The organism is Azospirillum sp. OGB3 (assembly GCF_014192915.1).
Lineage (GTDB): Bacteria > Pseudomonadota > Alphaproteobacteria > Azospirillales > Azospirillaceae > Azospirillum.
In genome coordinates, this window is sequence record NZ_JACHYN010000010.1 from 145,405 (window position 1) to 163,351 (window position 17,947).

At 67.9% G+C, this 17,947-nt stretch carries 13 protein-coding genes; 4 read left to right on the forward strand and 9 right to left on the reverse strand.

The window, feature by feature from the left end:
* Window positions 1–441 precede the first annotated feature (441 nt).
* The gene (locus FHW79_RS19870) at window positions 442–2,613 is read right to left on the reverse strand and encodes a malate synthase G (RefSeq protein WP_183180628.1); all 2,172 of its coding nucleotides are present in this window, start codon (window positions 2,611–2,613) and stop codon (window positions 442–444) included.
* Between the two features lie 220 nt (window positions 2,614–2,833).
* On the opposite strand from FHW79_RS19870, the gene FHW79_RS19875 reads away from it, so the two are divergent.
* From FHW79_RS19875 to FHW79_RS19890, 4 genes are all read left to right on the forward strand, one after another.
* Window positions 2,834–5,032, forward strand: coding sequence for an ATP-dependent RecD-like DNA helicase (locus FHW79_RS19875; protein ID WP_211108398.1), 2,199 nt, complete (start codon window positions 2,834–2,836; stop codon window positions 5,030–5,032).
* A 351-nt stretch (window positions 5,033–5,383) separates the two neighbouring features.
* Window positions 5,384–5,989, forward strand: a complete 606-nt coding sequence (locus FHW79_RS19880) for a cold-shock protein (protein ID WP_051657916.1) — start codon at window positions 5,384–5,386, stop codon at window positions 5,987–5,989.
* Window positions 5,990–6,171: 182 nt separating this feature from the next.
* Window positions 6,172–6,891 carry a Crp/Fnr family transcriptional regulator gene (locus FHW79_RS19885; RefSeq protein ID WP_183180543.1) on the forward strand — a complete coding sequence of 240 codons (720 nt, stop codon included), beginning with the start codon at window positions 6,172–6,174 and terminating at the stop codon, window positions 6,889–6,891.
* Between the two features lie 150 nt (window positions 6,892–7,041).
* Window positions 7,042–10,023 (forward strand): DUF3369 domain-containing protein, encoded by a 2,982-nt coding sequence (locus FHW79_RS19890; protein ID WP_183180544.1) that lies wholly within the window; start codon window positions 7,042–7,044, stop codon window positions 10,021–10,023.
* 50 nt (window positions 10,024–10,073) lie between these two features.
* Here the strand turns inward: FHW79_RS19890 and FHW79_RS19895 are convergent, their stop codons facing one another.
* The 8 genes from FHW79_RS19895 to cysE form a co-directional block, all read right to left on the reverse strand.
* On the reverse strand, window positions 10,074–12,065 hold the full coding sequence (locus FHW79_RS19895) for a methyl-accepting chemotaxis protein (protein WP_183180545.1): 1,992 nt from the start codon (window positions 12,063–12,065) through the stop codon (window positions 10,074–10,076).
* Between the two features lie 213 nt (window positions 12,066–12,278).
* Window positions 12,279–12,578, reverse strand: a complete 300-nt coding sequence (locus tag FHW79_RS19900) for a hypothetical protein (protein WP_183180546.1) — start codon at window positions 12,576–12,578, stop codon at window positions 12,279–12,281.
* Between the two features lie 223 nt (window positions 12,579–12,801).
* Entirely contained in the window at window positions 12,802–13,095 is a 294-nt protein-coding gene (locus tag FHW79_RS19905) for a ferredoxin family protein (protein WP_014239763.1), read from the reverse strand.
* Window positions 13,092–14,393 (reverse strand): FAD-dependent oxidoreductase, encoded by a 1,302-nt coding sequence (locus FHW79_RS19910; RefSeq protein WP_183180547.1) that lies wholly within the window; start codon window positions 14,391–14,393, stop codon window positions 13,092–13,094. Before FHW79_RS19910 ends, FHW79_RS19905 begins: the two co-directional genes overlap by 4 nt.
* 44 nt (window positions 14,394–14,437) lie before the next feature.
* Window positions 14,438–15,517 (reverse strand): electron transfer flavoprotein subunit alpha/FixB family protein, encoded by a 1,080-nt coding sequence (locus FHW79_RS19915; RefSeq protein ID WP_183180548.1) that lies wholly within the window; start codon window positions 15,515–15,517, stop codon window positions 14,438–14,440.
* Between the two features lie 53 nt (window positions 15,518–15,570).
* A complete protein-coding gene (locus FHW79_RS19920; protein ID WP_183180549.1) occupies window positions 15,571–16,419 on the reverse strand; it encodes an electron transfer flavoprotein subunit beta/FixA family protein in 849 nt (282 codons plus the stop codon).
* Between the two features lie 345 nt (window positions 16,420–16,764).
* Complete coding sequence (locus FHW79_RS19925; protein WP_183180550.1) at window positions 16,765–17,088, reverse strand: nitrogenase-stabilizing/protective protein NifW; 324 nt, start codon at window positions 17,086–17,088, stop codon at window positions 16,765–16,767.
* A 17-nt stretch (window positions 17,089–17,105) separates the two neighbouring features.
* On the reverse strand, window positions 17,106–17,936 hold the full coding sequence (gene cysE, locus FHW79_RS19930) for a serine O-acetyltransferase (RefSeq protein WP_348984228.1): 831 nt from the start codon (window positions 17,934–17,936) through the stop codon (window positions 17,106–17,108).
* Window positions 17,937–17,947 lie beyond the last annotated feature (11 nt).

The following is a 17,947-nucleotide window of genomic DNA, read 5'->3' on the forward strand; positions in this document are numbered from 1 at the left end:
GTGTTGCCTTTCGTTTGATGGTCACGGCGTGCAAGAAATTCATAACAATGCTCCATTCCATATATTGCCGAGATTGACCTGTGGCCGGCAGTTGTTTCGCTGGGACAATTCATTCAATCAGTCATGAAATCAAGTTTACCGTTGATCCTATAACGGAACCAAGAGATGCGTTTGCCGTAAGAAAGGGTCCTAACCTGGCATGCGGTCGCGGTGCGCGGTAATTGGACGTTTGGACGAGGGCTTTCGTTCAGGGAAAACTTGTTTGGAGCCCTCAATTTCATTTGTGGTTCAATGTTCCGGATTTTCCGCCATTGAGGACTTGTTTCATGTCCCGTGACCGGTCACGTCATTGTGCGGACGCAAAGAAAAAGGCCCTCCCCCGCGAACGGGGAAGGGCCTTCGGGATAAGGGCCTGTGATGCGCGCCGGCTGGTGGGTCCGGTCAGCCCGCAGCCTTGGCCTTGGCCTCGATGCGGCGGCGGTGCAGCACCGGCTCGGTGTAGCCGTTCGGCTGCTCGCGGCCCTTGAAGACGAGGTCGCAGGCGGCCTGGAAGGCGACGCTGCCGTCGAAGTCGGCGGCCATCGGGCGGTAGAGCGGATCGCCGGCGTTCTGCTTGTCCACCACGGCGGCCATGCGCTTCATCGTCTCCATGACCTGCGCCTCGGTGGTGATGCCGTGGAGCAGCCAGTTGGCGATGTGCTGGCTGGAGATGCGCAGGGTGGCGCGGTCCTCCATCAGCCCGACGTTGTTGATGTCCGGCACCTTGGAGCAGCCCACACCCTGGTCGATCCAGCGCACGACGTAGCCGAGGATGCCCTGGGCGTTGTTGTCCAGCTCCTGCTGGATCTCCTCCTCCGACCAGTTGGGGCGGTCGGCCAGCGGGATGGTCAGGATGGCGTCCAGGCTGGCGCGCTCGCGGCGGGCCAGCTCCTCCTGGCGGGCGGCGACGTTGACCTGATGGTAGTGCAGGGCGTGCAGCGTGGCGGCGGTGGGCGAGGGCACCCAGGCGGTGTTGGCGCCGGCCTGCGGGTGGACGATCTTGGCGGCCAGCATGTCGGCCATGCGGTCGGGCATCGCCCACATGCCCTTGCCGATCTGGGCGTGGCCCTTCAGCCCGCAGAGCAGGCCGGTGTCCACGTTCCAGTCCTCGTAGGCCTTGATCCAGGCGGACGACTTCATGTCGTTCTTGCGGATCATCGGGCCGGCTTCCATGGCGGTGTGCATCTCGTCGCCGGTGCGGTCGAGGAAGCCGGTGTTGATGAACACCACGCGCGCCGCCGCGGCCCGGATGCACTCCTTGAGGTTCACCGTGGTGCGGCGCTCCTCGTCCATGATGCCCATCTTCAGCGTGTTGCGCGCGATGCCCAGCGCGTCCTCGACGCGGGCGAACAGCTCGTCCGCGAAGGCGACCTCCTCCGGCCCGTGCATCTTCGGCTTCACGATGTAGACCGAGCCGGCGCGGCTGTTGAGGCGGGCGCCCTTGACGTCGTGCAGCGCGATCAGCGAGGTGATCATGCCGTCGAGGATGCCTTCCGGCGCCTCGCTGCCGTCGTTGAGCAGGACCGCGCTGTTGGTCATCAGGTGACCGACGTTGCGGATCAGCATCAGGCTGCGGCCGGGCAGGGTGATCGTCTCGCCGTTGCGGCTGGTGTAGCTGCGGTCGGGGTTCAGCCGGCGCTCGACCGTGCCGCTGCCCTTGGGGAAGCTGGCGGTCAGGCTGCCGGTCATCAGGCCCAGCCAGTTGCGGTAGGCCAGCACCTTGTCCTCGGCATCCACGGCGGCGACGGAGTCCTCGCAGTCCTGGATGGTGGTCAGGGCGGATTCGAGCACGAGGTCGGCGACGCCCGCCGCGTCGGTCTTGCCGATCGGGTGGCTGCGGTCGATGCGGATTTCCATGTGCAGGCCGTTGTCGGCCAGCAGGATGGCGGTCGGGGCGGACGGCGCGCCGTTGTAGCCGACCAGACGTTCCGGCTCGGCCAAGCCGGTGGCGCGGCCGTCCTTCAGCGCGACGACGAGGCGGCCGTTGTCCACCGTGTAGCCGGCGGCGTCGGCGTGCGACCCGTCGGACAGCGGGGCGGCGCGGTCCAGCACGTCGCGGGCGAAGGCGATGACCTTCTCGCCGCGCTTCGGGTTGTAGCCGGCGGTGCGCTCCGCCCCGTCCGTGTCGGGGATGGCGTCGGTGCCGTAGAGCGCGTCGTACAGGCTGCCCCAGCGGGCGTTGGCGGCGTTCAGCGCGTAGCGGGCGTTCATCACCGGCACGACGAGCTGCGGGCCGGCGGTCGTGGAGATCTCCGGATCGACGTTCTCGGTCGTCACGGCGAAGTCCGGGCCTTCCGGCAGGAGATAGCCGATCTCCTTGAGGAATTCGGTGTGGGCGGCGCGGTCCAGCGGCTGGCCGCGGCGGCTGCGGTACCACTCGTCGATCTGGGCCTGGAGCGCGTCCCGCTTGGCCAGAAGCGCGCGGTTGCGCGGGGCCAGATCGTGGAGGATCGCGTCAAGGCCCGACCAGAATTGCTCCGGCGTCACGCCGGTGCCCGGCAGGGCTTCGTTCTCGATGAAGCGGTGAAGCTCCGTGGCAACTTGCAAGCCGCCAACCTGAATGCGTTCCGTCACCATTGCTGCTCTTTCCTTCCGAAGTCGTAGACACCGCGGTTTTTCGGTTTGTCGTTCTTTGGCTGACGTTTTTTCACCGCAAGCCCGCTCCGGTGTCCGGCGCGGGTTTCGCGCGACAAGGTACACATTCGCGGCGCCGCGGTCTTCCCCCGAATTGACGCGCTGCAGCGGTTGCGCGGGGAACTCCCCCAAAGCCACGCCAGCACCTATGTTGGGTGGCATGAGCATATCCGGCCATGCACCCCCGGCGGCGGGCACGCCCGCGCGGGAGCCGCTGTCGGGGCTGGTGGAGCGGGTGACCTTCCACAGCCCGGAGACGGGATTCTGCGTGCTGCGGCTGAAGGTGCGCGGGCAGCGCGACCTCGTCACCCTGGTCGGCCACGCCGCCACCATCGGCGCGGGGGAGTTCGTGCAGGCCAGCGGCGCCTGGGTGAACGACCGCAACCACGGGCTCCAGTTCAAGGCCGACTTCCTGCGCGCCACCCCGCCGACCACGATGGAGGGGATCGAGAAGTATCTCGGCTCCGGCCTGATCCGCGGCATCGGCCCGGTCTACGCGAAGAAGATGGTCAAGGCCTTCGGCGAGGCGGTGTTCGACGTGATCGAGCAGGAGCCGGACCGGCTGCGGCAGGTCACCGGCATCGGGCCGAAGCGGGCGCAGCGCATCATCGCCGGCTGGGCCGACCAGAAGGTGATCCGCGAGATCATGATCTTCCTGCACAGTCACGGGGTCGGCACCTCGCGCGCGGTGCGCATCTTCAAGACCTATGGGCCGGACGCCATCCGGCTGATCACCGAGAATCCGTACCGGCTGGCCCGCGACATCCGCGGCATCGGCTTCAAGACGGCGGACGCGGTGGCCGCCCGGCTGGGCATCGAGAAGACCGCGATGATCCGGGCGCGGGCCGGCATCGGCTACGCCCTGGCCGAGGCGACCGACCAGGGCCATTGCGGCGTGCCGGTGGCCGAGCTGATCCCCATGGCGGTGAAGCTGCTGGAAATCGACGCCTCCATCCTGGAGACCGCGGCGGAGCTGGAACGGCAGGACGGCGCGGTGGTCGCCGACAGCCTGGGCGGCGAGCCCTGCCTGTTCCTGGCGAGCCTGCACCGGGCGGAGCGTGCCATCGCCGAGCGGCTGCACCGGCTGGCCGGTGGTCCCGTACCCTGGCCGGAGATCGACGCGGAGAAGGCGATTCCGTGGGTGGAGGCGAAGGCCGGGATCACGCTGGCCGAGGGGCAGCGGGAGGCGCTGCGTCGGGCGGCGACGTCGAAGCTGCTGGTCATCACCGGCGGGCCGGGGGTGGGCAAGACGACGCTGGTGAACAGCATCCTGACCATGCTGAAGGCCAAGGGCGTGTCGATCGCGCTGGCCGCCCCGACGGGCCGCGCCGCCAAGCGGCTGAGCGAGAGCACCGGCCTGGAGGCGCGGACCATCCACCGCCTGCTGGAGACCGACCCGCAGGCCGGCGGCTTCAAGCGCGACGAGACCAACCCGCTGGACTGCGACCTGCTGGTGGTGGACGAGACCAGCATGGTCGACGTGCCGCTGATGAACGCCCTGCTGCGCGCCGTGCCGGGGCGGGCGGCCCTCCTGCTCGTCGGCGATGTGGACCAGCTTCCCTCGGTCGGGCCGGGGCAGGTCCTGGGGGACGTGATCGGCTCCGGCGCGGTGCCGGTGGTGCGGCTGACCGAGATCTTCCGGCAGGCGGCGACCAGCCGCATCATCGTCAGCGCCCACCGCATCAACGCCGGCCAGATGCCGGAGACGCCGAAGGCCGGGGAGGACAGCGACTTCTACTTCGTCGAGGCGGCGACTCCGGAGGCCGGGGTGGCGAAGCTGATCGAGATGGTGCGCGACCGCATCCCCCGCCGCTTCGGCGCCGACCCGGTGCGCGACGTGCAGATCCTCTGCCCGATGAACCGCGGCGGCCTTGGCGCGCGGTCGCTGAACATCGAATTGCAGAGGGTGCTGAACCCACCGGGCGAGTCCCGAGTCGAGCGATTCGGCTGGACCTTCGGCCCCGGCGACAAGGTCATGCAGGTCGAGAACAACTATGACAAGGAGGTCTACAACGGCGACCTCGGCATCGTATCCGCCGTCGATGCCGAAGAAGGGACGCTGACCGCCACCTTCGACGGCCGTCCGGTGACCTATGATTTCGGAGAATTGGACGAGATCGTCCTCGCCTACGCGACGACAATCCACAAGAGCCAGGGCTCCGAATACCCGGTGGTCGTCATTCCGGTGGTGACCCAGCATTACACGATGCTCCACCGCAACCTGATCTATACCGGCGTGACGCGGGGAAAGCGGCTGGTGATCATGCTCGGCCAGCGCCGCGCGCTCGCCATGGCGGTGCGTGGAGTCCAGGGTCGGCGGCGCTGGACGAAGCTGGGGGAGTGGCTGTCGCCTCTATGACCCTTGGCGGGGGACAACCATGTCGGGATTTTGTCACAAGCGTATGCGCGCGGGGTTTGCGGCTCCGGCTCCGCTGTGCGGCGCGTGTCCCGCGGAACGCTGTGGAAAATGTCTTAAGCTGTTCAATTGGCGAAAGAAATCGTCGCCGTCCCAGGACCGGGGTGGACGTTGCGGCCCCCCGCCGGGCGGGGTCGGCACCAGGCGTCTTCGGGACCGGTACCCCTTCCGAACGGACGCGCTTCCCCCTGGCCGAATGTCGCAGGACGGGGCGTCTGGCCTTTGGCGTGCTTGACGGATGGCTCGTACCCTGTGACAAAGATAATTCGGCATCCTCTATGAGCTTGAAGACACATGTTCGACCGCCCGCCCCGCCAGGGCTACCGCGCTCCCGAGATCACCAAGGCCAACGTCACCGCCACTGTGAAGTGGTTCAACCCCACCAAGGGGTTCGGCTTCGTGTCACCCGAGGACGGTTCGCCCGACGCCTTCCTGCACGTCTCCGCGGTTCAGGCCGCCGGCTATGACGCGCTCGACGAAGGCGCGACCATCGTTTGCGACCTCGCCCGCGGCCCGAAGGGTCCGCAGGTTGCTTCCATCCAATCCGTGGACACCTCCACCGCGTCCCGTTCGGCCCGTCCGGCCCGCACGGGTGGCGCCGGTGGCTTTGGCGGCGGCGGCTATGACCGTGGCGGCTACGGCGGCGGCGGCGGTTACGACCGCGGCGGCTGGGGCAACGACGCCGGCGGCGGCGAAGAGGTCGACGGCACCGTCAAGTGGTTCAACGCCGACAAGGGCTTCGGCTTCATCACGCCGAGCACCGGTGGCAAGGACGTCTTCGTCCATGTGAACGTTCTGCGTCGCTCCGGCATGCAGACGCTCCAGGAAGGCGATCAGGTGCGCGTGACCGTTCGCCAGGGCCAGAAGGGTCCGGAGGCCGGCAAGGTCGAGTACCGCTAAGCCTCTTCAGCCTCTGAAGAACGGCCGGGGCGCTTCCGCAAGGGGGCGCCCCGGTTCGTTTCCGGGTCCCGGGTGCCGGTGCCCGAGGCATCCGCATCGTCGCGGTGATTCCCTGTCTTGCCCAAACCTTGTGCAAGCTGCGACAGTGGCCGAGGTTCTGTGGTGACGAGGTGAGGGTAGGCATGAGGAACGATCCGCCGGGCTATCGGCCCCAGGACGCCGCGACGCTGCGGTCCAACGCGCTGTTCGGGCGCCTGCCTGACCGGTCGCTGGAGCTTCTGGTCAGCACCGCCCAGGTGCGCACGGTTCCGCGCGGCACCACCCTGTTCGTCCAGGACGAGGAGGCCGACCGCTTCTTCGCGCTGCTCGACGGCTGGGTGAAGCTCTACCGCCTCACCCGCGACGGGGCGGAGGCGGTGGTGACCATCGTCGCCCCCGGTGAGACCTTCGCCGAGGCCGCCATGTTCGCCAGCGGCAAATTCCCGGTCTGCGCGGAGGCGGTCGCCGACTCGCGCGTCATGACCCTGACGGCGGAGGGCTTCGCCCGCTGCCTGCGCGAGGACGAGCAGATCGCCTTCGCCATGCTGGGTTCGCTGTCGGTGCGGCTGCGCCACCTCGTCCAGCAGATCGAGCAGTTGCAGGTCCAGCCGACCGCCCAGCGGGTCGGCAGCTTCCTGCTGCGCTTCTGCCCGGACGGGAGCGGGGCCGCCAGCTTCGCTCTGCCCTTCGACAAGGCGCTGGTCGCGCGACGCCTCGGCATGCAGCCGGAGACCTTTTCCCGCGCGCTGGCGAAGCTGCGCGGCGTCGGGGTGGAGACCCAGGGCGGGACGGTGTCCGTCGCCGACCTGGACGCGCTGCGCGGATTCTGCAACGCCGATGCCGGAGGCGATTCCCACGGCTGACGGGGGGCGAGGGGCGCAGTCTGGGGTTGTCGTCAACGGCGGCGCCTTGCCGATGAAGGGTTGTGGCGGGCCGCTGGGGCATGTTCACGCGCAGCGGCGCTGTGGTATCCTCCCGCATCCGGAAGCTGCCGGCGGTGCGGAGGGAGTTGGATGAGCGACGAGTTTCTTTTCGCCGACGACGAGCCGGGTATCGAGGCCGAGACGGCGAAGGAAGCGGCGCCGGAGCCCGCCGATCCCTGGATCATCCTGATCGTCGACGACGATCAGGCCATCCACGCGACCACCAAGATGGTCCTGCGCGGCTTCACCTTCGAAGGCCGCCCGGCGCAGTTCCTGTCCGCCGGCACCGCGGCCGAGGCGCGCAGCCTGCTGGAGCAGAACCCGGCCATCGCCGTGGTGCTGCTGGACGTGGTGATGGAATCGGACGACGCCGGCCTGCGGCTGGTGCGCATGATCCGCAGCGAGCTGAACAACCGGCGCGTCCGCATCATCCTGCGCACCGGCCAGCCGGGGCAGGCGCCGGAACGCGACGTCATCCTCAACTACGACATCAACGACTACAAATCGAAGACGGAGCTGACGGCGCAGAAGCTGTTCACCTCGGTCGTCGCCGCCCTGCGCGGCTATCAGGACATCACCGCCATCGAGGATCACCGGCGCGGTCTGGAGCGCATCCTGGACGCCTCCTCCGCCCTGCTGGATAAGCGGACCATGGCGGAGTTCGTCCGCGGCGCGGTGTCGAAGATCGCCGAGATCTGCCCGCCCTGCGACGGCATCGCCCTGTGCAGCCGCTGGACGGAGGAGGAAACCGGCGGTGCCGCGCGCGACCCGCTGGTGCTTGGGGCGAGCGGCGTCCACGCGGCGGCGGAGGGCAAGCCGGTGCGCGCCGCCCTGCCGGCGGAGGCGGCGGAGGCGGTGGCCCAGGCGCTGGCCGACGGGCGGAACCGCTACGAGCGGGAGCGCAGCCTGCTGGTCTTCCGCTCCACCTCGCGGCACCACGACACGGTGTTCCACATCAGCCACCAACGTTCCCTGACCGAGGATGAGCGGCGGCTGCTGGAGGTCTTCTGCTCCAAGGTCGCGGTCGGCTTCGACAACGTGCATCTGTACGAGGAGCTGACCGCGCTGAACCGCAACCTGGAAAGCCAAGTGGCCGACCGCACCCGCGAGCTGGTCGCCGCGACCGAGGCGGCGGAGGCCGCAAGGGCGGAGGCGGAGGCGGCCAATCAGGCCAAGTCGCTGTTCCTGGCGACGATGAGCCATGAGATCCGCACGCCGATGAACGGCGTCCAGGGCATGCTGGAGCTGCTGGAATACACGCCGCTGACCACCGAGCAGCAGGAGCTGGTCGCCGTCGTGCGCGATTCGGCGGGGGCGCTGCTGACCATCATCAACGACATCCTCGACTTCTCGAAGATCGAGGCCGGGCGGCTGGATCTGGAGCGCGCCCCGGTGTCGCTGTCCGCGGTGGTGGAGGGCGTGGCCGAGACGCTGGCCCCGGCGGCGCGGCACAAGGACCTGACGCTGATCACCTACGTCGATCCCGACCTGCCGCCGCTGGTCATGGGCGATTCGGTGCGCATCCGGCAGGTGTTGTTCAACATCGCCGGCAACGCCGTGAAATTCACCCCCTCCGGCGCGGTGCGCATCCGGGCCGAGCTGGTGCGCTTCGAGGATGGGCGGGCGACCATCCGGATCGCCGTGACCGACACCGGCATCGGCATCGCCACGGAGGCGCAGGCCCAGCTCTTCCGCCCCTTCACGCAGGCGGAGGCCTCGACCACCCGGCGGTTCGGCGGGACCGGGCTGGGGCTGTCGATCTGCCGCCGTCTCGCCGAGCTGATGGGCGGCGAGGTGGGGGTGGCGAGCGAGCCGGGCCGCGGCTCCACCTTCTGGTTCACCTTCACCGCCGATCTCGCTCCGGACGGCGACGCCGTGGGTGTCGCGGCTCCGCCACTGGCCGGGCTGTCCGTGCTGCTTCTCGCCGCCGACGCGGAGGAGCGGGGGTTCCTCGCCCGCTACCTGAGCACCGACGGTGCGGTGCTGCTGGACGCACCGGACGCGGCGGCGGGGGTGCGGGCCCTGCCGCCCGGCACGCTCTGCGACGTCGTGCTGACGACCGCTGAGGAGGATGTGCAGGCGCTGGACGCCGCGGTGCCGGGCCTGGCGCGCGGGCGGGTGCTGCTGGGCGGGCGCGGTGCCCTGATCGACGCGGTCGGGCTGGCCCGCCCGGTTCGCCGCAGCCACCTGGTGCGCGCCGTGCTGGCCGCCGCGGGGCGCGGACCGGCGGTCGAGGCCGAGGCGGGGCATCCCGGACCGGTCACAGCGCCTCCGACCGCGGCGGGGGGCGTGTCGGCACCCCGCATCCTGGTGGCCGAGGATCATCCGACCAACCGGCAGGTCATCCAACGGCAGCTCGCCCTGCTCGGCCAGACGGCGGACATGGCGGAGGACGGCGTCCAGGCGCTGGCCCTGTGGCGCGACGGCGATTACGCGCTGCTGCTGACCGATTGCCAGATGCCGGAGATGGACGGCTTCGAGCTGACCCGCCTGATCCGCGCCGAGGAGGCGGCGAAAGGGCGTCCCCGCCGGCCCATCATCGCGGTCACCGCCAACGCCATGGCCGGAGAGGCCCAGCGCTGCCTGTCCGCCGGGATGGACGACGCCGTGTCGAAGCCGGTGGAGATCGGCCAGCTCCGCCGCCTGCTGGACCGCCATCTGCCGTCCAAGCCGGGGCCCGAACCGGTGCCGGCTCCCACCGCACCCGTCGCGGCGCTAAACTCCGACCCCGACGCGCCGCCCATCGACGTGGGCGTGCTGGCGACGCTGTTCGACGGGGACATGGAGTTTGTCGGGCAGTTGCTGCAGGAATTCATCGTCTCCAACAGCGCCAGCCGCGATCGTCTGGTCGCCGCCCACGCGGCGGAGGATTGGGACGGCGTGCGTCAGGCCGCCCACAAGCTGGCGGGGTCCTCCCGCACGGTGGGCGCACGCGATCTTGCGGCGGCGAGCGATGACATCGAACTGTCCTGTGTGGAACGGCGGCTCGACGGCATCGGTTCGCTGGTCGCCCGCGTCGACCATGAACTTGGCCGCGCCGCCGCGTACATTCATGGCATGGCGCCGGCTTAGCGAGCCGGCGCCATGCCCATCATCCGATCAGGCGGCTCCCAAACGGTTCCTCAAGCGGCCATCGGCCGCAGGGCGCGGTCACGGACCAGCGCGTTGAACCGTTGTTCGAATCCGGCCTTCGCCTCGTCCGGCAATTCGAAACGGACGTGGCAGCTCTGAGTCTGGACCGTCACGACGGTGAAGGGCAGGGGCATGCCGAAGCCGTCGATGTGCAGCGTGCCCCGCGCGCCGTTCGTGGCGCCGTCCCAGACCTCCAGCGCGGCGCCGCTGGAGGACAGGTTGTGCAGGCGGCAGATCCGGTTGCCGGCGGAGGTGTCGGCGCGGGCGGGGAGATCCACCGCGTAGCGGGCCTCGCGGCGGCGGTCCACCTCGCTCATCGAGGTGCGGACGACGTGGACCAGGATGCCGCGCAGCTCGTCGATGCTGCCCGAGACGTCGTCGGCGGCGACGCGCACATCGGACGCGTGGTCACCGGTGGCCTTCGCCTCGCCGGAGACTTCGGCAATGCGGCGGGAAACCTCACGCGCGGCTTCGGCGGTCTGGTTGACGCTGCGGCTGATCTCCTGGGTCGCGGCGGCCTGTTCCTCCATCGCCGCGGCGATCGCTCCGGCCACCTGATCCACTTCGCCGATGCTGCCGGTGATGGTGGAGACGGCGGCTACGGCACCGCTGGTCGCCGCCTGGATCTCGCCGATCTGCCGGGCGATGTCCTCGGTCGCCTGTGCGGTCTGGCTTGCCAGATTCTTCACCTCGCTGGCCACCACGGCGAATCCCTTGCCGGCCTCGCCGGCCCTTGCGGCTTCGATGGTGGCGTTCAGCGCCAGCAGATTGGTCTGGCTCGCGATGTTCTGGATGAGATGGGCGACATCGCCGATCCTCTGCACGGCGTCGGACAGCGACTGGATGGTGCCGCGCGCCTGATTGCCCTTTTCCACGGCGACGCGGGTGATGCTGCTGGCCTGCGCCACCTGGGTGCCGATCTCGCGGATCGAGGCGGCCAACTCCTCCGAGGCGGCGGCGACGGTCTGGGCGTTGCGCAGGGCCTGCTCTGCGGCGGTGGCCACGGACTGGCTGTTCCCCCCGACCGCGCTCGCCGACTGGGCCATGGCGATGGCGTTGTGTTTCATCTGCCCAGTGCGTTTCGACACTTGGTCCACGGCGTTGCGGGTTTCGCGCTCCACCGTCTGGGCCATGGCTTCCAGCGCGTCGCGCTTGGCGGCCTCGGCCTGCTCCTGCTGGTGCTCCTGCTTCCGGCGCATGCGCTGGTTTTCCAGCCCGTTGGCCTTGAACACCTCCACCGCCTGGGCCATCGCGCCGATCTCGTCGCGCCTCCCGGTCGCCGGCACGATGGTGTCATAGTCGCCTCCGACGATGTGCCGCATCGTGTCGGTGAGCCGTGCCACCGGCCGTACGACGCGGAGCACCACCACCGCCATGCCCAGGATCACCATCACAGCGCCGATCCCCAGGAGCATCAGGGAGGTTAAATTGGCGGTGGCGTGGGTCGCTTGAGCTTCCGCATAGCGCTCTCCGGCGACCCGCACCTGAAGGTCGATGAGTTGGCTGATGCCGTCGGTGACGGGATCGATCGTCTGGTACAACTCGCTCCTCACGTAGGCATCGAGCGCGGCGGCGTCCCGACCCGACAGGACGCCGATGAGCCGCTCCACCGCCGCGTCGGCTTTCGCCATGTCCGGCTTGATCCCATTCACCAGGGCCGTCTCTTCCGGGTTGAGGGCGCTGCCGAGATAGGCGTTCCAGCGCTCGCGAATGGCCTCCTTGGCCTTGCGGACGGAAGACAGGCTTTCGTCCCAGGTGAAGTTGCCGTTGCGCGCCTTGTGCGAGGCATCGACGATGAAGACGGCATAGGCATCGGAAATGATCTTGAGGTCTCGCAAAGGCAGAACGCGCTCATCGTGGACCGTGCGGAGATTTCCGTTCGCCACGTTGAGCGCGCGCAGCCCTGCCAGATCGCTCAGCGCCAGCAGGGCGCCCAACAGGCTGAGAACCGAGAGCAAAATGAATTTGATGGTGAATTTCATGAAGCGCTTCCTTCGTGCAGCGGATTCGGATCCGCCTGCGTCCGTTTCTTTTCGAGCGCCAATGTGAACTTCAATAAGTAAAAAAAGTCAAAAGGCCGCCGCCATTCCTTCGTTGTAAGCGGTCATATGTTGGGCATCAAGCGGCGGCCTTTTTGCTATCTCTCCTGAATTATGCTTTGTGTGTTCTTTGCCATAGGGAGAGTTTGGAAAATTTCAGTGAACCTTTATTTCATTGCCGCGGTCCCGGCGATAAATGTGCACGTGGTAGGCGGCCATCGGGTTGCCGCGGACATACTCGACCAGCCGCCGCTCCGTGTCCGGCGTGGCGTTGCGGATCAGCATCTGCCAGGCCGGCTCCATGGTGGCGCGCTGGGTCTCGTTGTGCGGCAGCATGATGAAGCCGGCCCATTCTGGCCGGAAGTCGGCCAGATAGCTTTCGGCGTAATACCGCATCATCGACGCGTCGTTGACGTTGACCGATTTCATGTTTTCGAAGCAGACACGAAGCTGCATGTTCCGTCTCCCTCGTTCCGCGGGTCTCGATACAACGGATATGAGCAGCGTCCGTCCCTTCCGCATCCGCCGGATTGTTGAAAATTCGGGTGGGGCGCCGATCCCCCCGGCACCAAAGAAAACCCCTCCCCGCGAGGCGGGGAGGGGTTTCAGTCATGGCGGATAGGAGAGGGAGACGACCGGCGGACCAGCGGCGAAGGCCGTAGGACCGCCGGTGCGTTCCTCAACCAAACTTATAACTGATGCCGTAGCCGCCCCGCGGGTAGTCCCACTGAATATTTTCCTTGTCCTGGCAGACCACGCGGCAGGTGCCGCATTCCAGGCAGCCGTCGGTGGCCAGCGTCACGCTGCCCGTCTCGTTCTTGCTGTAGCAGGCGGCCGGGCAGCAGACGGTGCAGGCCTGGGACTCGCAGGACTTGCAGACCGCGTCGTTGCGGATCTGGATGTGCGGCCGGCTCTCGTCCACGATGTAGCGGTTCTGGTACAGCTTCTCTTCGATCTTGACCACGATGCTCATCGCACGGCCCTCACCAGCTTGATTGCGTCGCCGATCAGACCCATGATCGAGCGCTTCCTGACGAAGGACTTCATGATCTCCTTCTCCTTCGTCTTCTTGTCGACGCTGTCCACGGTGAACCAGCTGTGGGCGGCGGCGGTCAGCGTGTCGGGATAGGCGCCGAAGAACTGCTTGTTCTCGTGCATGATGCCCGGCAGGTTCCGGTACTTCTTCAGGTCCTTCATGATGAAGCTGTCGTCCAGCTTCTTCTTGTAGGCGGCGAGGTTGGCGGCGTTGAAGGGCTTGCCGGCCTGCTTCAGCTCGATCACCGTCTCCGCCGCCATGCGGCCGGACGCCATGGCGAGGTTGGAGCCCTCGCGGTGGGCGGCGTTGTTGAAGTGGGCGGCGTCGCCGACCACCATCCAGCCGTCCCCAAAGAGCTGCGGAACCGCCTTGTAGCCGCCCTCGGGGATCATGTGGGCGGCGTATTCCTTCATCTCCGCCCCTTCGATCAGCGGCTTGATGACGGGGTGGTTCTTCAGGTCCTCCAGCATCTTGTAGGGCGGGATGGCGCCCTGCTTGAAGTCGGAGATCAGGCAGCCGATGCCGATCGTCAGCGATTCCTTGTTGGTGTAGAGGAACGCCGTGCCGACCATGCCCTTGGTCACCTTGCCCATGATCTCGATGACCACGCCCTCCTCGTCCTTCAGGCCGAAGCGCTGCTGGATCAGTTCGGGATCGATGAACAGGATCTCCTTGACCGCCAGCGCGACGTTCTGCGGCGCCAGCTCCGGCTGGAAGCCGGTGCGGCGGGCGAGCAGGGCGTTCACGCCATCGGCCATGATGACCACGTCGGCGTGGATCTCGCCGCCCTCGCGGTCGGTGCGCACGCCGATGACCTTGCCCGACGCGTCGCGGATCAGCTCCGTCACCGTGGTCTCGCAGATCTGCAGGCCGCCGGCCTCGCGGATCTTCTCGGAGAACCACTTGTCGATGTTGGCGCGGATGATCGTGTAGCGGTTCGGCTTGTCGCTGTTGAAGGCGTCCGACCGGTAGTTGGTGCCGATGTAGTTGTCGTCGCCGAGCAGCCAGACGCGCTGTTCGATGATGTGGCGCTCGGTCGGGCAATCCTCGCGGAAGTCCGGGATGATCTTCTCCAGCTCGGCGGCGTACATGATGCCGCCCTGGACGTTCTTGGCGCCGGGATACTCCCCGCGCTCGAGCTGAAGAACATTGAGGCCCTGCTTGGCCAGCGTGTAGGCCGCCGCGTTGCCGGACGGGCCGGCACCGATGACGATGGCGTCGAACTTTTCGACCATGGTCCTTGTGGCTCCTGTTCGTCCCTTGGTTTCCGGGCGGTTGCTTAGCCGGCCAGCCGGTTGACCGACAGGCGCTTGCCGAAAGCGTCGGTCAGGGCCGGCAGGATGGTCAGTGCGTCGCCGACCAGCCCGAGATGGGCGAAGTCGAAGATCGGCGCGTTGGGGTCGGTGTTGATGGCCAGGATCAGGTCGGACTTCTCCATGCCGACCCGGTGCTGGATGGCGCCGGAGATGCCGGCGGCGATGTAGAGCTTGGGGCGCACCGTCTTGCCGGTCTGCCCGACCTGACGGTCGAAGCCGGTCCAGCCGGCCTGGACCAGCGGACGGGTCACCCCGACCTCGCCGCCCAGGACCTTGGCGAGGTCGAAGACCAGCTTCAGGTTCTCCGGCTTGCCCAGCCCCTTGCCCCCTGCCACGATGATGTCGGCGAAGGCGAGCTGCGCCTCGTTCTGCTCGCGGTCGGCGATGAAGCTCAGCACCTTGGTGATGACGTCGGTCTCACGCAGGTTCGGGAAGACCTCGACCACGCGGCCGGTGCGGCTGTCGTCGCGGTCGGGCATCGACATCACGCGCGGGCGCACCGTGGCCATCTGCGGGCGGTAGGCCAGCGTCTGGATGGTGCAGAGCAGGGTGCCGCCGAAGGTCGGGCGGGTGGCCGCCAGCGACCGGTTGTCCATGTAGATGTCCAGCTCGGTGCAGTCGGCGGTCAGGCCGGTGGCGAGCGTGGTGGCGATGGCGCCGGCGAGGTCGCGGCCCAGCGTGGTGGCGCCCAGCAGCACGATCTCCGGCTTGTAGGTGTTGACCACGTCGGTCATCACCCGCGTGTAGGGATCGGTGCGGTAGTCGGCCAGGACCGGGTCGGTCACCTTGTAGACGACGTCGGCGCCGTAGGTGAAGGCGTCGCCGCAGATGGCGTTCAGCTCCGGGCTGTCGGCGCCCAGGACCACGGCCCCCACCTCGACCCCCAGCTTGTCGGCGAGCTTGCGGGCCTCGCCCACCAGCTCCCACGACACGGAATGGACGGAGCCGCGCTCCTGCTCCACGATCACCCAGATGCCCTTGTATTCCTTCAGGTGCTCGGGCAGTTGGAACTTGCGTCCCTGCGGCTTGCTTGGTTCGCTCATCGGGATGTCTCCGGCGGAGGATTCGTCAGGAACGGCGCGTCAAGGCCAGCGCGTCACAGGCCGGCGGCGCGGGCGAGCAGCTCGTCGGCGAGTTTCGGCTGGGCGCCGAAGATGGCCTCGACCGCGGCGGCAGCCTGGGCGTCCGGCGTCGGCGCGTCGGCCTCGACCATCGTGGCCTTCTGGGCGCGCGGCTTGGGCACGAAGACCTTCGACACGACGGTGGGTGAGCCCTTCAGCCCGACCTTCGTCTCTTCGGCGCCGGTGGTGTCCTTGCTCCAGGTCTTCAGGCCGTAGCGGGCGGCGCGGAACATGTCGTCCATCTTGCCGAAGCGGATGGTGTTCGTGCCTTCGAGCATCGTGATCATGCAGGGCAGCGCGGTCTTCAGCACCTGCACGCCGCCTTCGGAACGGCGGTGCACGACGATCTCCCTGGCGCCCTGGTCGATCGATTCGATCTTCGTGATGTAGGTGAGCTGCTGGAAGCCCAACCGCGTGGCGATGCCCGGACCGACCTGCGCGGTGTCGCCGTCGACCGTCTGCTTGCCGCAGAAGACCAGATCGACCGTCTCCTCCTCCGACAGCTTCTTGATGGCGGAGGTCAGCGCGTAGGAGGTCGCCAGCGTGTCCGACCCGGCGAACTTGCGGTCGGTCAGCAGCACCGCGTCGTCGGCGCCCAGCGACAGCGCCTTGCGCAGCGAGGTTTCGGCCATCGGCGGCCCCATGGTCAGGACGGTGACGCGGGCGCCGACCTTGTCCTTGATCCGCAGCGCCTCCTCCAGCGAGAAGAGGTCGAAGGGGTTGATGATGGCCGGGACGCCCTGACGCATGATCGTGTTCGTCACGGGGTGGATGCGGATCTGGGCGCTGTCGGGCACCTGTTTGATACAGACAACGATGTGCATCCCGGTCTCCTTGACATTCCGCCGCCTGTCGCGCGGCGTGGCTGCGGCCCTATCAGCAAGCGGCGTGCCAGTTCTGCGCGTCTGCGGTAAGATATTGAAAATAATCAATTTAATGGCGATTGAGAGATTGTCGCAAAAACGACAAAGGGCCAACGTGTCGGCTTCTCAACAGGGGTGTGCGCCGCGGCCCGACGCGATTCCGGAGCCCCGTCCGGCCTCTGTCGCCAACCGGACAAACCCGACAACGGCCGGCGGCGGCGATGGACGGCCAGAAAGCGGAACGGCCCGCGGACGCGCGCCGGAAGGCGGGTCCGCAGGCCGTTTTAAAATCGAACGAAGAAGGGATCAGGTCGGCAGCAGGGCGTCCAGCGGGACGAAACGGTCGGCCATCCGCTTGGCCTCCTCCTGGTGGACCTTGAAGGTCTTCTCGGCGATGGCGTTGGACACCACGAAGTCCTGGTAGGCGCGCTGGAGATGGGCGCTGTAGCGCGCGGCCATGCCCTCGTCGTCCAGCCCCTCCATGCCGGTGTCGGCGGACAGATAGTCGTGAAAGCGCTGCAGGATGTGCAGGCGGTTCACGTTCACCACGCGCTGCTCGTAGGTGACGCCGAGGAAGCGCAGGAAATCCTCCGCGGTCTCCAGATCCTCCAGATCGTCCTTGAAGCTCATGGCGGGGTCCTTTCCGTTCAGATGACGTAATGATCGGCGTGGGCGCCGGTGTCGTGGTGATCGTGGTTGCGGTCGCCGCAGGCGTCCTGGTCGCACAGGTTTCCGCAGCTCCGGCAGACGATGCCGTCGAGCGGCAGATCGTCCAGCCGGATCGCGCTCAGCGGCGGGGCCGAATGGGGCGGGGCGGGGCGCGTGGCCTCCTCCGCCGCGTGGGCCTCCAGCCGGGCCTCGATGCGGTTGATGTGGTCGATCAGGCAGGCGATGGCCTTGCCGACCGGGTCGGGCATCAGGTGGTGGTCGAGATCGATGCCGTGGGCGGCCAGCCGGCGTTGGGTGTCGGGACGGACGACGCGGCCGGGGATGCCGACCACCGTCATGCCCTCCGGCACGTCCTTGGTCACCACGGAGTTGGCGCCAACGCGGCAGTGGGCGCCGACGGTGATCGGCCCCAGGATCTTGGCCCCGGACCCGACCAGCACGCCGTCACCCAGCGTCGGGTGGCGCTTGCCCTTGGTCCAGGAGGTGCCGCCCAGCGTCACGCCGTGGTAGAGCGTCACGTCGTCGCCGACCTCCGCGGTTTCGCCGATGACGACGCCGGCCCCGTGGTCGATGAAGAAGCGGCGGCCGATGGTGGCGCCGGGGTGGATGTCGATGTTGGTCAGGGCGCGGGCCAGATAGGACAGGAAGCGCGCCGGCCAGCGCAGACCCCGCCGCCACATGGCGTTGGACAGCCGGTGGACCACCAGCGCGTGGATGCCGGGGTAGCAGGTCAGCACGTCGAGGACGTTGCGCGCCGCCGGGTCGCGGTCGAAGACGCAGGCGACGTCCTCGCGCAGCAGCCGCCACAGGCTGGCTTCCT